The sequence below is a fragment of the Neisseria zalophi genome (assembly GCF_008807015.1).
GTDB classification, from domain to species: domain Bacteria; phylum Pseudomonadota; class Gammaproteobacteria; order Burkholderiales; family Neisseriaceae; genus Neisseria; species Neisseria zalophi.
In genome coordinates this window covers 1,111,966-1,130,119 of sequence record NZ_CP031700.1, presented here as the reverse complement: position 1 = coordinate 1,130,119, position 18,154 = coordinate 1,111,966, and the positions used below count along the sequence as shown (strand labels likewise).

The following is an 18,154-nucleotide window of genomic DNA, read 5'->3' as shown; positions in this document are numbered from 1 at the left end:
CAGACGGCCTCAATCCAACCAGCCCTGATGTACTCAGGGCTTTTTAAGTCTGATGGCAGATACATAATGATATTTAGAACACTCTTTACCTTTATTCTTTTCATTGTTTTCAGTGCCGTCGGAATTGCACAAGACAAACCGGACGCCGAAACATTTCTTTGGAAAGCCACCAAACAAGGGCAGCCGGATACCTATCTGCTCGGTACACTGCATATCGGCAAAATCAACAGCACACTGCCGCCGCCCTATCTCGAAGCTTTGAAAAAAAGCCGGCAACTCATTATCGAATCCAACCCCGACGATTTATTACAACCCCAATATAGCGATGATGCCCAACGGCTTCAATTATTGGCATACAGCCAACAAACCCTTAATGAAACACTAGGTAAAAAGAGAATGGACGCCATCGCCGAGATGACACGGCAAAACGAACCGCCGTTTCACATCAACGGCGACAGCCACATCCGCCCCTGGATGCTTTGGATTACCCTACAAACCCTGTATTCACCCAAAGGCTATTCTTTTCATTACGGCATAGACAACTTACTGATTCAGCAAGCGAAAGAACGTAACAAAACCATTCTTTCCCTCGAACGCATGGAACCTATCTATTATCTGAGCAATATTCCGGATGATGTTCTCATGCGCAGTTTGGATATGATGATCACCCATCAAAACCATGCCGATAAAGAACAAGAAATGCTGGTCAGCTTATATGAGCAGCAACAAGCCACAAAAATATGGATGAAAATCAACGACGACCAAGAACTATTGAAATTTCTCCCACCGCAAGATTACGCCGTTTGGAAATATTTCCTCCATGAACAATTATTAAACGAGCGAAATCAGCAATGGTTGAAAAAACTGGATGATTTATTACCCGCAGCCCCCTCTTTGGTTGCCGTCGGTTCAGGCCACTTATTCGGCGAACAAGGCCTGATTCAACAATTGCGCCTGCGCGGCTACCAGGTCGAACCGATTCTGATTTCAGCAACACAATAAGCCGTTTTTCCCAAGCGAAATGATTTGAAGATAAACTTCAGGCCGTCTGAAAAAACCGATAACGGTTATGCCGCTATTTCAGACGGCCGCCATACCGGCTCATCTTATCTGCCACACCCCTGCCCACTTATATCCCAAAGATAAAAAACGTATAATGATAAAAGTTTAAAACCAAACAGGTGCTTATCATGAAATTCCCCCATCGTTCCATGCCCCATTCCCGTATGCGCCGTATGCGTAAAGACGATTTTTCACGCCGGCTGATGCGCGAGCATACCCTCACCACCAACGACCTGATTTATCCGGTTTTTGTTTTGGAAGGCAGCAATGCCGAAGAGGCCGTTCACTCTATGCCCGGTGTCAAACGGCAAAGTCTGGACAAACTTCTAAACACGGCCGAAGAAGCCTTAAAACTCGGTATTCCCATGTTGGCACTTTTCCCCGTTATCACACAAAACAAAACCGAAAAGGCAGAAGAAGCCTACAATCCGGATGGGCTGATACCGAATGTGGTTAGAAAACTGCGGGAAACCTTTCCCAAATTGGGGATTATGACCGATGTCGCGCTCGACCCCTACACCATTCACGGCCAAGACGGATTAACCGATGCCGACGGTTATGTATTAAATGATGAAACCGTGGAAGTGCTGGTCAAACAAGCGCTATGCCATGCCGAAGCAGGCGCACAGGTCATCGCCCCTTCCGATATGATGGACGGCCGCATCGGTGCCATCCGCCAAGCTTTAGAAAATAATGGCCACATCCATACCCGAATTATGGCCTACTCCGCCAAATATGCTTCCGCATTTTACGGCCCGTTTCGCGATGCCGTCGGCAGTGCCGCCAATTTAGGCAAAGCCGACAAATATAACTATCAAATGGATCCGGCCAATACCAACGAAGCACTTCAAGAAGTGGCGATGGATATTCAGGAAGGCGCGGATATGGTGATGGTGAAGCCGGGATTACCCTATCTGGATGTTATCCGACGTGTAAAAGACGAATTCGGCGTACCGACCTACGCTTATCAGGTATCGGGTGAATACGCCATGCTCCAAGCAGCCATTCAAAACGGCTGGTTAGACGGCAATAAAGTGATTTTAGAAAGCCTGCTGGCATTTAAGCGAGCCGGTGCCGATGGTATCCTGACCTATTATGCCATTGAAGCCGCCAAACAATTGCACGCATCCGGTCGGTTCTAGCATCATACAATCAGCAAAATAATTAGGCCGTCCGAAACCTTTCAGACGGCCTAATTATTTTTGTAAATCTACTTTTAACATAGCAAATTATGTTTGGTAATCATGATTAATACGGATGACTGAAAGATATTCATGAGAAATGTCCTAAATATCTTGATAGGAAATTTAAGCAAATTTTACAAAGATCTCAGCCAATCGTATCGGTTTTTAAATAGTTAGCTATTTTGTTACATATCAGCCCATTGTCTGAGCAGGTTGTGATACACCCCGGTCAATAATACTGATTCATCGGTTTCGCCGTATTGGGCACGTATCGAAGTAATGGCGCGATCCATATCGAACAACATCGTGCGTTTTTCATCACTGGCAATCATAGATTGTGTCCAAAAAAAGCTGGCAACGCGTTGCCCCCGTGTTACCGGAGTGACATAGTGCAGGCTGGTGGCAGGATAAACAATCATATCGCCGGCAGCCAGTTTGACGCTGTGGCTGCCGTAATTGTCTTCAATCACCAACTCTCCGCCATCGTATTCATCGGGATCATTGAGAAACAGAGTGCTGGAAACATCGGTCCGAACCCATCGTTGGGTATAAGGGTCTTGGCGGATAGCATTATCAATATGGTTGCCAAAATTTTGGCCTTCACGGTAACAATTCACTAAGGGCGGGAAAACCGTATGGGGCAGTGCTGCAGCAAAAAATTCGGCATTGCGTAATACAGCGCTTTTCACCAGTTCGGCCATAGCCATTCCAATCTCACTGGTTTGAGGCAGTTGCAGGTTGTTCTTCACCTGTCCGGATTGTTTGCCGGCGGTGATTTTGCCATCGCTCCACGGAGCATCTGCCAACAGGTTTTGTGCGTATGCCAATTCTTCGGCAGTCAATACGTTTTCAATATGCAGCAACATAATGGTATTCCTTACTGGTTTGGGTTGCCAATTGTTTAAAAGATTTCGCTTGAAAGAGTGTTTTGTTTATTTTAGGCCGTCTGAAAAAGTTGCCGTTATCCGGTTGTTTTCAGACGGCCTATTCCTGATGAAACAAACCGGTTCGATACCGCCAAACTTATGCCGAACCGGTTTTCATAAGGTTATACCTGATGCTTAGAATTTATAACCGAATGTAGCCAAGATAGTGCGGCGGTCACCGGTGAATACATGCGGACGCAAACCTGATGAGAAGTATTTTTTATCAAACAGATTATTGACATTTAACTGTGCGCGGTAATTTCGGTTTTCGTAGCTGGCCATCGCATCAACCACAGTATAAGCAGGCAGTTTTTGCAATAAATTCGACCCATAAGTGTAACGTTTGCCAACATAGCGTACACCCAAACCAGCATTGATCTCATTGGTTACACGATAGTTTGCCCATGCATTGGCGGTTACTTTAGCGGCTGCTTCTGGGAAATGACCGTTCAATTGGGATGTTGATGGATCATTTGCCTTCATTTTACCGTTGCTCAGTACAACATTACCGATCAAATTGAGGCGGTCGGTAATACGGCCGGCCACTTCAGTATCCAAGCCATAGACTTTCACTTCATCAATAAAGCCATCATTACGAACATATTGTTGGGTTTTACGGGTATGGAACAGCGCTGCATTTACAGTCAGCGTATCATCAAAGAAAGAGTTTTTGGTACCAACTTCCACTGTACGGGTTTTTTCCGGAGCGGCAACCAGTTGGGATGCATCTAAAGTGGCAGCGGCACCTGTGACACGGAAAGTAACCGGTGTGGCAGATGTGGCATAAGTAGCGTAAACATTATGACCGGGTTGGTAATCCCAGATCAAACTGCCGGTATAAGTCCATAGGCCGTCTGAACGGGAAACTTGCGCAGCATTAGGTGTCTGACTTTTCGTTTTGATATGGTTATAGCGTACACCGGCAATGGCTTTCACAGTCGGCGTTAGCTCGATAATATCGTTTAAGCCAACACCAACGGTATTGGTTTTGACGACAGTTGCAGATAACGGATCACGTACATAAGTCACATTACCCGGTGCAAAAGTGCCTGTGGCGATATTATAAGGTAGGCCGTCATTACGTGATGCGGGGGTACCATTGATAGAAAAAGTAGTGCTGGGTCTGTAACTATCACGTTTTTCTTGAACCAATTCAAGAGTGGTTAACAAGTCATGTTTAATGCCACCCGTATCAAATTTATAGTTAAAATTCGTCAGGTTGCTCCATGTGTCGGCATCATATCTAACATTTTTGTAGTCCCCGAAATTACGGCGTACTTCGCTTCCATCAGCATTCAAACGCGGAGCCAATGCTAAATAATCATATTTTGTTTTATTGTAGCGCAACGTATTGTCGATATTGGCATTCTCGCTAAATTTGTGTGTTAATTTAGCTGTCGCCACGTGGTTACGGCTTTTCTCGAAATCAATACCGGGATAACCAATATTTTTATCAAAGTAACGATCATCGGCGACGGCAGTTGTCGGCCCAGTGCTTCGGTAAGTGACACCTAAATCAGGGAAGTTGTCATCTTTAGTGTATTTATAGCTTAAATCAAGCTGGGTATTGCCACCTAAACCGATAGAAATAGCAGGCGCAATACCGAATTTTTTAGCATCGGCAGGTTTACGGAAAGAGTCTTTATCTTCACCCATCACATTCAAACGAACGGCTACGTTGTCATTAAACGCATGATTGAAGTCACCTGTAATACGTTTATATTTGCGGTTACCAAAGCCGACAGCAATATCACCACCTGTACCTAAATAAGGCATTTTGCTTGCTTGATTAATTACACCTCCTGCAGCACCACGACCGAATAAGATACCGGCACTGCCTTTGAGTACTTCGATATGGTCAGTGTTGAATGTATCACTATTGAATTCGGTAGAAGAACCGCGGATACCGTCTTCGTACACATCACCGCCGGCATAAAAGCCGCGGATAATCGGTACTTCTTTTTGACCGCCCTCACCCGCTTGGAAGGTAATACCTGCATTTTTTAATGCATCTTTCAGATCGGAAGTTGCCTGGTCTTTCATGACCTGACGATTGATAACTGTTGCACTTTGCGGAATATTTTGTATATCTTGCAAGCGTTTGCCGATAGTAGTATCCGGTGCTTTATAACCGCTGCGGATGGGTCTGTTGCTGCGTACATCAACCGTATCAAGTTCTGTTGTAGAGTCTGCTGCTAAGGCTGGATTCATGGCAGCTGCCAGCAAGCCGACACCTAAAGCCATAGAGCTTTTTCGAGTGCTGGTCAATATTGCATTATTTTTCTTCTTCATAGAGATAAGCTCCTGATGTGTAAGGGGTAAAAAATACATTGACAACAACATATAGAATAAAAAATCAATAGAAAATTAATTTAATAATTATGATTATCATTGTTATTATTTGAATTATTATTATCATAATAAAACTTAAATAAAAATGAAAATCTTTATCATTTTAAGAAAGATAAAAAAAGTAGTCAATGACTACCATAAAAAATATTTTTTCAACCAAATGATTATTTTAATTATTTCTTTACATTACATCGGCACTCTATAATTTTGGATACCATCTATATATTTTGAATAATTTATTGGCTAGATAAATTTATATTCAACGCTAGTTTAATATAAATAAGTTAATGAAAATTTTTTTGAAAGTATGTAAGAATTTTGATGATTTCAATAAACAACGGGTAATTCCCAATAAACAAGGAAGGTGTTTAATAATTAAAACTTTTATTAGACACTCACTCTAATCAATAAGCCAATCAACAATCCACTTCCATTTTAATAAATAAGAGAAAATGATGGATATTTTAAATAGCTGTACTGTTTACTAAAAAATAGGCATAAAAAAATCCCTTAAATATCTTAAATAAAGAATTTAAGGGATTTTTTACAAAGGGTTCTGCCAATTATTTAGTTACCAAACCAATTTATTTGTTTACTATTGATGCTTATTCAACTATCAAAGCAAACAACTGCTATCTATAACAGACTACTGAACATTATCTGATGCATTCTGCCCAAGTATTTTTTCCACTCTGACAGCAGAATGTTTCTCTATAGTATTGGTTTGATTTTCACGTGCCGCATTTGGAACAACTGCACCTTGCGCTTCAGCATTAGCCACCGGATCTGTTTGAACCGAGTCGGTTTGGCTACCCACAGGCACAATACCCTCCTCGACATTATCTGCAGGCATATTTTTTTGTACAACTGACGAGGCCCCACCAGTATGGCTATGCGGCCAGAATTGCCACAATCCGACAGCTACTGCCAAAACACTGGCTGCAACAGCAAATCCGTAAAATGCCTGATTTGCAGCTGCTTTATTTTCGATGATTTCAGGTTTGTGTATGTGTTGTGATTTGTCATTATCAATATCGTTAACCACTATATTTTTTTCAGTTGCCATGTCGTTTGTGTTCACACCGGCATCAGAAACTGATTTCGCATATCGCATATAGTCTCGGATAACATGATATTCATGCCATTTTTTCTGTGCTTCACTGTCGGACAACAATTTATCAAGCATTTCGTCTGATAAATCATCATCGTCCATGGCGGCAGAGACAAATTCAAAGTCTTTGTTTTGGTTCATTTTATTACCACCTTTGGTTTTCAGACGTATCCAACAACGGCCGTAAATCTTTGGCGATTACCTCGCGTGCTCTAAAAATTCGCGAGCGTACGGTACCGATAGGACAGTCCATAATCTGAGCAATTTCCTCGTAAGACAAGCCTTCTATTTCCCTAAGAGAAATGGCTTTCCGTAAGTCTTCCGGTAGTTTGGCTATAGCAGCCTCCACCGTTTCTAGTATTTCCCGATTCATCATTTCTGCTTCCGGCGTATGATCATCCGCAAGCTGATCTGCTAAATCGAGAATATCCCCTTCATCATTGGCAACATCTGCACTTACAAAAGGCCGTTTGCCGGATGTTGCTAAAAAATTCTTCGCAGTATTAATACCGATTCGATAAAGCCAAGTATAAAATGCACTTTCTCCTCGAAAGTTTGGTAATGCGCGATAGGCTTTTATCAAAGCTTCTTGTGCGACATCATTAACTTCATGCTCATCTTTAATAAACCGGGACAGCAGCCTAATCAAACGGCGCTGATACTTGGATACCAAGAGTTCGAATGCTCTGTGTTCACCTTTTTGCGCCCGCTCTACCAGTGCCTGATCGATCTTACGATCATTCATAATCAACCTTTATTTCTCATTAACCAGATTACAAACACAGAAAAGGTAAAGCGTGCAGATAGTAGTCTGACACTTCACCCTTACTTTGGTTCCAAAACAAACCGATTAAATTTATCAAAATACGGAATAAATCCATTTAAACTGGCATAATGAACGCTTACCATAATATTGGCAATAGCTATACACTGGTTTTGGGTGTTGATAACCACCGGCCAATGTTTTCTCATAAAAGTCGGAACCTTGTGTTCTTGTAAAACTTTCCAAACATTTTTATGACCAACGGCCGTTTCAATAACATCTTCGGTACTTACCGCTCGAATAATACACTCATTATTTAACACTTCTTCACTTATACCTAACGAATACCGCTCAAGGGTAAAATTATTTTTTTTTAAAAGATTTTTCAGTTGACCACTTTGGTTTTCGCTTTTATCCAACCACAAACAAGCTTTATCCCAACCATTTTCCAATGCAAACAAACGGTCTCGATAAGCATAAATTTTACCCTTCGGCAACGGCCATTCTGCCGATACCGATCGCTTGGTTTCCAACACTCTAGTAAAATCGGCCAATCCTGCCGGCGTCGGCACACCCAAGCCATTTAGTTTACTATAATGCAAAAGTTGCTGCCGCCGCCGCGGTACACTCAAGTGCTTCCAACGTGTCAGGTCAAAAAAACCACCTTCACAAATCATCTCAAAATCTTGCTGTACAACTTCGTCTAATAAAGCCAGCTCATCCTGCAACGCCCGCACACTACCGATAATATGTTTATCCAGATGCGGCAAACGTTTCCGCCATACCGGCAATCCTTGATGACGCAACCAATTGCGTAAAAATGCGGAATCTTGATTGCTTGAATCTTCCATATAATCCAATCCGTGCTTATTGGCATAACCTTCCAACTGTTCGCGCGAATAATGCAGCAAAGGCCGCCAAATGGTGATTTTAGGTGTTAACGGCCGTGTTTCAGGCATAGCAGCCAATGCCCTCAAACCGCCACCACGCAACGCAGCCAACATAAATGTTTCCACCTGATCATCCTGATGATGTGCTAAGGCTACGATATCGCAAAGGCCGTCTGAAAATATCCGATAACGCGCTTTACGGGCAGCTGCCTCAATACCCAATTGACTCTGCCGATCAATATCCACATATTCTACCCGCAACGGCACCGACAAACGGCTGCATAACGCCGTACAAAAAAACACCCATTCATCTGCTTTTTCATTTAAACCGTGATGCACATGCACTGCTTGCAAAGTAAAATCAAACTCTCCCCGCAAAGCAGCCAGCAGGTGCAGCAAAACCACCGAATCCAAGCCGCCGCTCAACCCTATCTCAATCCGTGCACCCGCAACCCAATCCGGCCAATTCCGACGAATATCGTCCGGCAGGTATTCCGATGACGTGCCTTTATTCATTTTATTTTTCATATCGTTAAAACATACTCATAAGAAAGGCCGTCTGAAACACTTTTCAGACGGCCTCTGCATCCGCCCTATTCTTTTTAGGCTGCTTCGGGCTGTTGTTCTACTGAAAACTCCAAGCCTTCCGTATGGACAATTTCCTGCAAACCCCAACCAATCCGACGGGCATAATTAATATCATTCATCAGCGAAGAAGCCTCCCATCCGCTGATTTGTTTACTACGCAACTTCACCAATGCACGCCCACGAAAAGTTTCTAATGAATCAACATGATTGGCAAACGCTTCGCTTTGTTGGTTTCTTTCCTCTTCCGTCAAACCCGATACGGTCATTTTACGGAACAACAACAAGGTTTTAAAAAGATGGCGGCGCAAACGCATATAATCTTGAAACATGGGAGAATCCGGTTTTGCCAAATAAAGCTGCATATTTTTTTGCAGGTGTTTGCTTTCTTTCACAATCTCAATCATTTGAAAAGCCGCCATGTGGGCAGTAGCCAATTTTTTCTGTAGTACTTCGCCATCAATATCGATTTTACTCGTGAAATCTAGGATATCACTGTATAGCGGCTTTAGCTGACTTTCATAATAGGCTTGGGCATCCAATTGCAAAGGTAATGCCGGCGGCGGCAGCTCTTTATCATCTTCTTGAGTTTGATACAGTTCATCGACAGGAATAAATAGAGTGTGGCAAATCACTTCCAAACTCACTGCATTCAAGTGACCAACTTCTTTAAACACCGCCCTCAGCGCCGTATCACCCGCACGCAACATATTATTACTCAGGTAAAGCGACCGTACCGGTTTATGGCCTTCGGGCAACAACTGTCCTGCTTCAGCTTTTTCCGGCAGCCATTTCAATAACGAAACCGCAAGGCGATCTTGCAACCGCCAGAATACCAATAATCCCAAACCGTTGAATAATGTATGGAATAATGCCAACTGCAACAAACTACCCATACCGGTCACCGATGCCAGCCATGTTACCAACTTGGTAAGCGGTAGCCAAAATAAAAAAGACAGTGCCGCAGTCACCACATTAAACAATAAATGCGCCAATGCCAAACGCTTACCACCTCGGTCACTCCCCAACATGCCCACAAAAGCAGTCGATATACTACTGCCCACATTCGAGCCAACCGCAATAGCAAAGCCTTGTAGCACGGTAATCTGTCCGGCGGACAATGCCGCCAAGGTTAAAATCAATGTAGCATGAGAAGATTGCAAAACAATTGTCAGTAATAAACCGATAATAGCGAAAATCGCTATTTCGGTGACCCCACCCGCATGAACGGATGTAAAATCAAACTGCCCGCCCAAAGCTTGAAAACCGTCTTTAATTGCATCGATACCGATAAAAATCAAAGCAATACCAACCAAAACCCTACCAATTGCTTTGGTTTTACTGCCGGTAAAGCCCACCAAAATGCCAAACACCAGCATAGGCACGGCAATCGGGCTCAGGCTGATACTCTGCCCGGCCAGAGCCAACAACCAAATACCGCTGGTTGCACCCAGATTGGTACCTAAAATAACCGCAATACCACCGGCAAGGGTAATCAGTCCGGTACTTAAAAAAGCAATGGTTAACAATGACACCAGCGTACTGGATTGCAAAATAAACGTTGCCCCCAAGCCGAAAAACAACCCTTTTGCAGGAGTTGATGTGCTTTTGGCCATCATCCGTTCCAGCGTACCGCCGGCAGCATTACGCAAACCTTCTTCGATACATTGCATACCGAATAGAAATAATGCCAAACCGTAACACAGCTTCAACCATGATCCGCTATACCAGAAACTATATCCCAATACAGCGGCGATACCGATCATCAGAATGGGTTTTATCATGTTTTTATTCATATCCGCCCCGAAAACAACCTTCTTATGTTTTTCTTATCTTTTCCGCAAACACTTCATGAACAATCCAAACAATCATGATTGGCAACGGTTCTATACTCATCCACAACGTTAAAAAGTAAGTGTACGATTTTTTATTATATTGTATTGCAGGCCGTCTGAAACTGCCTGAATAGAACATACACTATATACAAATCCATATCTACCAATACAAAAAAACTACTGTTGAGTTTTATATTACTTATTCTGATTGGTAGCTATAAATCAGGCCGCCTGAAAAAATATTCAGACGGCCTGATTTACATTTAAATAACCGAATAGTTATTAGAATGCAACAAATCGGGTCGGATTAACCGGTTTACCTTTTTCACGCACTTCGAAATGCAATTTAGTGCGGTCGGCATCACTACTACCCATACGGGCAATGGTTTGGCCGCGTTTAACGGTTTGACCTTGTTTCACCAATATATTTTGGTTGTGTCCGTAAGCAGTCAGGAACGTGTCGTTATGCTGAACAATCACTAAGTTACCATAGCCGCGTAAGCCTGATCCGGCATAAACTACTTTACCGTTCGCCGCTGCAACCACAGCCTGACCGGCAGTACCGCCGATATCTACGCCTTTATTGCTACCGCCGAACGAAGAAATAATATTACCCGCAGTCGGACGCTGCCAAGCAATCCCTGAAACGGTACGCACGCTGCCGGTGGATACGGTCGGCGTAGTAGCGGGGCCGCTGGCTGTCGGAGCCGGAGTGGGCGCAGACGTATTATTAGATGCCGTCGCTGCCGGAGCGGTATAGCCCGTCGGCTTCACACGCAGAACTTGACCGACACCGATGGTGTTATCGGCTAAATTATTCCATTGGCGCAGATCGTCTTGTTGGATATTGTAGCGTTTGGCAATATTGTAAACCGTATCACCGCGCACAACCGTATGGGTTTCCGCATTGATATCCACCGGTGCATTAGACGGAATATAAGCACCGCCCGAAGAAGAGGTTGAAGCAGAGGCGGGCGGGGTGTAAACGTTTGATGAAGCGGCGTTACCGGCCGCATTCGGTTCGTAAGGTGCAGCACCGTAAGGATTGGTTTGGCTTGTCGGCGCGGTTGTCGGAGCAGACGAACCGGCGGTTCCCGCCACAACGGGTGCGGCAGGCTGCTGTAACCATGAGCATGCGCCCAGCATGAAAACAAGTGCAGCCGAGCTGGTGCGGAATGCGGTGTTTTTCAACATATTATTACCTTCTGTTTGGTTTGAAGTTTCAATCGCGATATATCATAATCAAAATATATCGCATTCTCAAGTCTTTAGGAATTTAAGTATCCATACCGCTGACCAACGGTACGAAGTTGGCTTCCTGTACGCAGGTTTCGCGATACCCCTGTGGTGTTTTTTCAATCAACCACAAATATTGTATGCCGCCTTCATCCAGCGGCAACACCATTCTGCCGCCGATAGCGAGCTGTTGCAAGAGTGCAATCGGTATTTCTGCCGGCGCCGCCGTTACCAAAATGCCATCGAAAGGTGCCACTTCCGGCAAACCCAAATAGCCGTCGCCGCATACTGTGCGCGCTTTGGCCAATAAGCCTGCCGAGCGCAGATGGTGTTTGGCACGTTCGTGCAGCGGGCGCAAACGTTCTACCGAATAAATTTCCGGCAATTCGAGTGCCAACAAAACAGCGGTCTGATAACCGCAACCCGTACCGATTTCCAGTACCCGCCGCATATTTTGTGGGGCATTACCCAATAATAGTTCCGTCATTTTCGCAACGGTATAGGGTTGGGATATGGTCTGCCCCAATCCGAGCGGCAGCGACATTTCATCATAGGCACGGGATTGGAGCGCTTCTTCGACAAAAAGATGGCGCGGCACACGGCTCATCGCCTGTAAAACATAATCTCCGATACCCATCCGTGCCAAGCGCTCAATCATACGGCGGCGGCGGTTTTCAAAGCCTGTCCAATTCCCATGCATTACGGCGCGACCTCCTGCCAAAATCCGGCCACATGAGCCATATTGCCATAATCGGTCAAATCAATCTGCAACGGTGTTACCGTAATATACCCCGCTTCGCTTTCGGCAAAATCGGTACCGCCTTCACGGTCGGAAATATCGCCGACCGGGCCTATCCAATATACCGACTCGCCACGCGGATTACGGGCGGGCACGATACTTTGAACATGATGGCGGCGACCCAAACGGGTAATCCGGCAGCCCTGAATATCTTCAGGGGCAACGGCAGGAATATTGATATTCCACAAAACAGGATGATTCGGAGGATTTTTCAACAGATGCGCCAACAGCATCCACGCTGCTTTTTCGGCCGTTTCCCAATAACGCCCGCTAAAATCGTTGAGCGAAAACGCAATGGCGGGAATACCGAGCAGATAGGCTTCCGTTGCGGCCGCAACCGTACCCGAATAGAGCGTATCATCGCCCATATTGGCGCCGTTGTTAATCCCTGAAAGCACTAAATCGGGTTTAAAATCAGGTAAAGCATGCAAAGCCAGATGAATACAGTCTGTGGGCGTACCGTTTACATAGTAAAAACCGTTGTCGGCTTCTTTCAATTGCAGCGGGCGGTCTAAGGTCAGCGAATTGCTGACGCCGCTACGGTCGCGCTCGGGGGCGACAACCCGCACATTGGCAAATTCACCGGCCACCCGCGCCAACACGGCAATGCCGGGTGCCAGATAACCATCGTCGTTACAAATCAGAATATTCATGCTTTCCCTTTTCAGATGGCATGGATTTTACCGATAGCGGCCTGAAGTGTCTATTTTGCCAATCAAGATATTCAGGCCGTCTGAACAATTTTCAGACGGCCTGTGCCAACATAAACCGCTATTACAGTGAAATTAATCGCAATTATATATCGCCTTGGGCTTTCATTCTTTCACCGCCAAACTCCAATTTACTCAAAGCCGACAAATAAGCCTTAGCGGTTGCGGCCAATACATCGGTATCCGCCCCCTGCCCGTTTACAATACGGCTGCCGCGTGCCAAGCGTACTGAAGTTTCACCTTGGCTTTCGGTTCCTTCCGTAACCGCATTCACCGAATAAAGCTGCAAAACCGCACCGCTTTTCGCCACGCTTTCAATTGCTTTGAAAATAGCATCAACAGGGCCGGAACCGGTTGCAATAGCCCGATGTTCCGAACCGTTGGCGGTAAACACCACTTCGGCAGCCGGCTGTTCGCCGGTTTCGGTGGTAATTTTTTGGGAAACAAATTTGTAATGGTCGTGCGACAAATGAACCATTTCATCCGATACCAAAGCATGCAGATCTTCATCGAAAATTTCACGCTTTTTGTCTGCTAACTCTTTAAAGCGAGCAAAAGCGGCATTCAGCGCTTCTTCGCTGCCTAAATCAATGCCGAGATCGGCCAGTTTGGTTTTAAAGGCATTGCGGCCGGAAAGTTTGCCCAAAGTTAGACGGTTAGCCGCCCAGCCGACAGACTCGGCCGACATAATTTCATAAGTTTCACGGTGTTTCAATACGCCGTCTTGGTGAATACCTGATTCATGGGCAAACGCATTGGCGCCGACAATGGCCTTGTTCGGCTGCACCGGATAACCGGTAATGGTGGAAACCAATTTGGATGCCGACACAATTTGGGTAGGGTCGATACCGGTTTCGAAACCGAATACATCATGGCGTACTTTCAAAGCCATCACGATTTCTTCAATCGAGGCATTACCGGCACGCTCCCCCAGACCGTTTACGGTACACTCCACCTGTCGCGCACCGCCGCGCAAGGCAGCCAACGAATTGGCAACAGCCAAGCCCAAGTCGTTATGGCAGTGTGCCGACCAAACCACTTTGTCTCCGCCCGGTGTTTTAGCAATCAATTCACTGAAAAAGGCTTCGGTACGGTGCGGAATCGAATAGCCGACGGTATCGGGAATATTAATCGTAGTGGCACCTGCTGCAATAACGGCGCCACACACTTCCGCTAGAAAATCAATTTCAGAACGCAACGCATCTTCGCAGGAGAATTCGACATCATCGGTATATTCTTTCGCGATTTTTACTGCCTTAACCGCCGCTTCAATCACCTGTTTGGGCTTCATTTTCAGCTTGTGTTCCATGTGAATAGGGCTGGTGGCGATAAAGGTGTGGATACGGCGGTTTTTAGCCGGTTTCACTGCTTCACCGGCCGCACGGATATCACGCTCAATAGCGCGCGCCAATGAGCAAACGGTGGCGCGGGTCAGTGTTTTTGCAATTTCATTCACAGCTTCAAAATCACCCGGGCTGGCCGCGGCAAAGCCCGCTTCAATCACATCCACGCCCAATTTTTCCAACTGGCGGGCAACACGGATTTTTTCTTCTTTGGTCATAGCAGCACCGGGCGACTGCTCGCCATCACGCAGGGTGGTATCGAAAATAATAACGCGGTTATTTTGGGGCATGGTTTGTTTCTCCAGGGTATTTTGTTGTTGTAGAAAAGCATTTAAATCCAACGGACGGCCTTGTGATTCGGCCAACGCAGTTAGTTTTTGCAACTGCGCCAACGGCAGAGAACCACGGGTACGCCACTTATAAATCGCTGCCGTACTGGCGGCATTTTCGGGGTCGTGTTCTTTAAGGGCTTCGGCTAAGGCGTTCACACCGCCGAAATAGGCGATCAAACGATCAATGTCTAATTGCATGTCAAACCTTTGTCTAATTTTTATTAAAGCAGTGGTAAAGATGCTGCCAATTATACTCAAATCAGACAAAATGGCAATAAATTATTAAAAAAATTGAATATAGGTTATTTATAAAGTAAAAATATATACATTTTGTCTAAAATAAATCATGAGAATAGCCGATAAAGGCCAAAGAGAAACGGAATAAAATCAAACCATCCGATTGAAAATTAAAGAAAATAATGTATTCAATAACAAGGCCGTCTGAAAACCTATTTATCTATTTTATAAACCGATAAATAGGTTTTCAGACGGCCTCCTATCATTTTATCCGAATCAAACGCCCAACACCTGCCACACCCTCAAGGCATCGACCGTAGCTTTCACATCATGCACGCGGACAATCTGCCCGCCGCGTGCCACTGCCGCAATCGCACCGGCCACGCTGCCGTATACCCTATCTGCAGCATTAGCTTCACCACTTAATTCGCCAATCATACGTTTGCGGGAAATACCTATTAACAACGGCATATCTGTTTGTTTCAGCAACAAATCCAAATGCCGCATCAGGGCAATATTATGTTGCAGGTTTTTACCGAAACCGAAACCGGGATCCAACACAATACGGCGGCGCTCAATACCCGCCACTTCGCACACGGCGGTACGCTCACTCAAATAGTCGGCCACTTCTTTAACCACATCCTGATATTGCGGGTTTTCCTGCATGGTCGCCGGCATGCCCAGCATGTGCATCAGGCAGATGCCGATATCGGGCTGTTCGGCCAACAATGCCACCGCACCCTCATCACTCAACGCCGAAACATCATTAACAATATCCACACCGCCTTGTTCCAACGCCTGCCGCATCACCACCGTACGGCGCGTATCCAAGCTCACGGGGATATTCCACGTTGCCACCTCTTTCAATATCGGCGACACCCGCGCCCATTCGTTTTCAGGTGAGACTTCCGCCGCACCCGGCCGGGTCGATTCGCCGCCGATATCAAGTATATCGGCACCCTCGCGAACCAACTGCTCGGCATGTTTCAAGGCCGTCTGAACATCTTTGGAATACACACCGCCGTCTGAAAACGAATCCGGCGTCACATTCACAATTCCCATGACTTTCGGCTCGGTCAAATCCACTTGAAAACGACCTGCCTGCCAATATGTCGCTACCATTACCCATCCTTAAAAATATCAGGCCGTCTGAAAGCAATACGGGCTTTTCAGACGGCCTTTTTGTTGCCGTTATTTTTGCAAAACAAAAAATTCTATCAATATATTTTTGAATATAAAGCCGAACACGCCCAGCCCCAATACCAAAAACAATACAAACATACCGAATTTTCCAGCTTTCGATTTTTTACCGAGATCCCATACGATAAAGCCGAGAAAAATCACCAACCCTGTTAACAGGATTTTCAATGCCCACTCAGAGAAAACCGCTTCATCCATTTTCTTATCCTCAATAGTGTGTCGTTCAGACGGCCTTGATAATATGTATTGACTATCAGGCCGTCTGAAATCATCTGAAACTTAAGCCAGCGCCTGTTGCAAATCGGCAATCAAATCTTGTACGTTTTCCAAACCGATCGACAAACGCAGCAACCCTGCCTCAATACCGACCGCTTCTTTAGCTTCGGGGGTCATTCTACCGTGCGTGGTTGTCCAAGGGTGGGTAATGGTCGAGCGCACATCGCCCAAGTTGGCCGTTTTCGAAAACAGCTTCAGCGTATCAATCACTTTCCATGCCGCTTCTTTGCCGCCCGCTACTTCAAAGCCGATCACAATACCACCCGATACCTGCTGTTTGCGCACCAAATCGGCTTGCGGATGGTCGTCAAACCCCGCATAGTAAACCGCTTTTACCCGCTCATGGCCGCGCAGCCACTGTGCCACCTGCAAAGCATTGGCCGACTGCCGTTCCATGCGCACAAACAAAGTTTCCACGCCGCTGAGCAATACCCATGCGCTAAACGGCGACAACGCCAGCCCGGAAGAATTGACATACATCGCTATCTCTTTGATTAAATCGGCGCGACCGCATACCACACCGCCCAATACGCGGCCTTGGCCGTCAATCGCTTTCGTAGCCGATTCGACCGCCAAATCCGCCCCGAACTTCAGCGGCTGCTGTATCGCCGGCGAACAAAAACTATTATCCACCGCCAACAATGCGCCCACACTGTGCGCAATATCGGCCAACGCCTGAATATCGGCAATCTCGCTCAACGGGTTCGACGGCGTTTCGACAAACAGCATTTTGGTGTTTTCTTTTACCGCCGCTTTCCATGCCGCCAAATCGGTTTGCGGCACCAAGGTAATTTCAATACCGAATTTCGATACGATGCCGTTGATAAATCCTGCCGTCGTGCCAAACAAACTCTGCCCTGCCACCAAATGGTCGCCTGCTTTCAAAAAGGTAAGCAATGCGGCCTGAATCGCCGCCATACCGGTGGCAACGGCCACCCCTTTTTCAGCGCCCTCCAAACAGGCTATGCGCTGTTCGAAAGCTGCTACGGTCGGATTGGCCGTGCGTGAATAGGTAAAGCCCTCGATTTCTTTGGCAAACAAAGCCGCACCTTGTGCAGCATCGTCAAACATAAAACTGCTGGTTAAAAATACTGCCTGATTGTGTTCCCGATATTCGGTTTGGCTTTTTGCACCGCGAATAGCCAGTGTTTCCGGATGAAGTTTATTATCGCTCATGATTCCTTCTCTACACTCAAATACTGTCAACAACAAAGGCCGTCTGAAAAAAGTACGGCCCAAAAATTGTCAACATTTTGCGCCTATTTATCTTGGCTTTCAACCTTCTTAAGTGATTGCAAACCGATATCGCCCTC

Annotated in this window: 16 protein-coding genes; 3 read left to right on the top strand and 13 right to left on the bottom strand. The window is 45.7% G+C overall.

Features of this window, described 5'->3' with window-relative positions; translation table 11 throughout:
* The first annotated feature begins 66 nt into the window (after positions 1-66).
* Both D0T92_RS05155 and hemB read left to right on the top strand, forming a co-directional pair.
* Positions 67-1,002 carry a TraB/GumN family protein gene (locus tag D0T92_RS05155; protein WP_191963672.1) on the top strand — a complete coding sequence of 312 codons (936 nt, stop codon included), beginning with the start codon at positions 67-69 and terminating at the stop codon, positions 1,000-1,002.
* Between the two features lie 188 nt (positions 1,003-1,190).
* Positions 1,191-2,204, top strand: coding sequence for a porphobilinogen synthase (gene hemB / locus D0T92_RS05150; RefSeq protein WP_151050860.1), 1,014 nt, complete (start codon positions 1,191-1,193; stop codon positions 2,202-2,204).
* 227 nt (positions 2,205-2,431) lie between these two features.
* On the opposite strand, the gene D0T92_RS05145 is transcribed toward hemB, so the two are convergent.
* Positions 2,432-3,112: a Fe2+-dependent dioxygenase gene (locus D0T92_RS05145; RefSeq protein WP_151050858.1), complete on the bottom strand. Its 681-nt coding sequence runs from the start codon at positions 3,110-3,112 to the stop codon at positions 2,432-2,434.
* Between the two features lies 1 nt (position 3,113).
* On the opposite strand from D0T92_RS05145, the gene D0T92_RS05140 reads away from it, so the two are divergent.
* Positions 3,114-3,311, top strand: a complete 198-nt coding sequence (locus D0T92_RS05140) for a hypothetical protein (RefSeq protein WP_151050856.1) — start codon at positions 3,114-3,116, stop codon at positions 3,309-3,311.
* On the opposite strand, the gene D0T92_RS05135 is transcribed toward D0T92_RS05140, so the two are convergent.
* The 12 genes from D0T92_RS05135 to metZ all read right to left on the bottom strand — a co-directional run bounded on the left by D0T92_RS05135 (position 3,308) and on the right by metZ (position 18,017).
* A complete protein-coding gene (locus tag D0T92_RS05135; protein WP_151050854.1) occupies positions 3,308-5,464 on the bottom strand; it encodes a TonB-dependent receptor in 2,157 nt (718 codons plus the stop codon). The genes D0T92_RS05140 and D0T92_RS05135 overlap by 4 nt on opposite strands.
* Before the next feature lie 706 nt (positions 5,465-6,170).
* A complete protein-coding gene (locus D0T92_RS05130) occupies positions 6,171-6,776 on the bottom strand; it encodes a sigma-E factor negative regulatory protein (protein ID WP_151050852.1) in 606 nt (201 codons plus the stop codon).
* A 4-nt stretch (positions 6,777-6,780) separates the two neighbouring features.
* Positions 6,781-7,380, bottom strand: coding sequence for an RNA polymerase sigma factor RpoE (gene rpoE, locus D0T92_RS05125; protein ID WP_151050850.1), 600 nt, complete (start codon positions 7,378-7,380; stop codon positions 6,781-6,783).
* Positions 7,381-7,460: 80 nt separating this feature from the next.
* Positions 7,461-8,816, bottom strand: coding sequence for a tRNA lysidine(34) synthetase TilS (gene tilS, locus D0T92_RS05120; protein ID WP_225315146.1), 1,356 nt, complete (start codon positions 8,814-8,816; stop codon positions 7,461-7,463).
* Positions 8,817-8,890: 74 nt separating this feature from the next.
* Entirely contained in the window at positions 8,891-10,669 is a 1,779-nt protein-coding gene (locus D0T92_RS05115) for a Na/Pi cotransporter family protein (protein WP_151050849.1), read from the bottom strand.
* Between the two features lie 321 nt (positions 10,670-10,990).
* Positions 10,991-11,902, bottom strand: a complete 912-nt coding sequence (locus tag D0T92_RS05110; RefSeq protein ID WP_151050847.1) for a peptidoglycan DD-metalloendopeptidase family protein — start codon at positions 11,900-11,902, stop codon at positions 10,991-10,993.
* An 82-nt stretch (positions 11,903-11,984) separates the two neighbouring features.
* Positions 11,985-12,644, bottom strand: a complete 660-nt coding sequence (locus D0T92_RS05105) for a protein-L-isoaspartate(D-aspartate) O-methyltransferase (protein ID WP_151050845.1) — start codon at positions 12,642-12,644, stop codon at positions 11,985-11,987.
* Positions 12,644-13,396 carry a 5'/3'-nucleotidase SurE gene (surE, locus tag D0T92_RS05100; RefSeq protein ID WP_151050843.1) on the bottom strand — a complete coding sequence of 251 codons (753 nt, stop codon included), beginning with the start codon at positions 13,394-13,396 and terminating at the stop codon, positions 12,644-12,646. Before surE ends, D0T92_RS05105 begins: the two co-directional genes overlap by 1 nt.
* Before the next feature lie 142 nt (positions 13,397-13,538).
* Positions 13,539-15,326 (bottom strand): 2-isopropylmalate synthase, encoded by a 1,788-nt coding sequence (locus D0T92_RS05095; protein ID WP_151050841.1) that lies wholly within the window; start codon positions 15,324-15,326, stop codon positions 13,539-13,541.
* A gap of 315 nt (positions 15,327-15,641) precedes the next feature.
* Complete coding sequence (folP, locus tag D0T92_RS05090) at positions 15,642-16,487, bottom strand: dihydropteroate synthase (protein ID WP_151050839.1); 846 nt, start codon at positions 16,485-16,487, stop codon at positions 15,642-15,644.
* A 69-nt stretch (positions 16,488-16,556) separates the two neighbouring features.
* Complete coding sequence (locus D0T92_RS05085) at positions 16,557-16,763, bottom strand: DUF2788 domain-containing protein (RefSeq protein WP_151050837.1); 207 nt, start codon at positions 16,761-16,763, stop codon at positions 16,557-16,559.
* Positions 16,764-16,844: 81 nt separating this feature from the next.
* The gene (gene metZ / locus D0T92_RS05080; protein WP_151050835.1) at positions 16,845-18,017 is read right to left on the bottom strand and encodes an O-succinylhomoserine sulfhydrylase; all 1,173 of its coding nucleotides are present in this window, start codon (positions 18,015-18,017) and stop codon (positions 16,845-16,847) included.
* Positions 18,018-18,154: the final 137 nt, after the last annotated feature.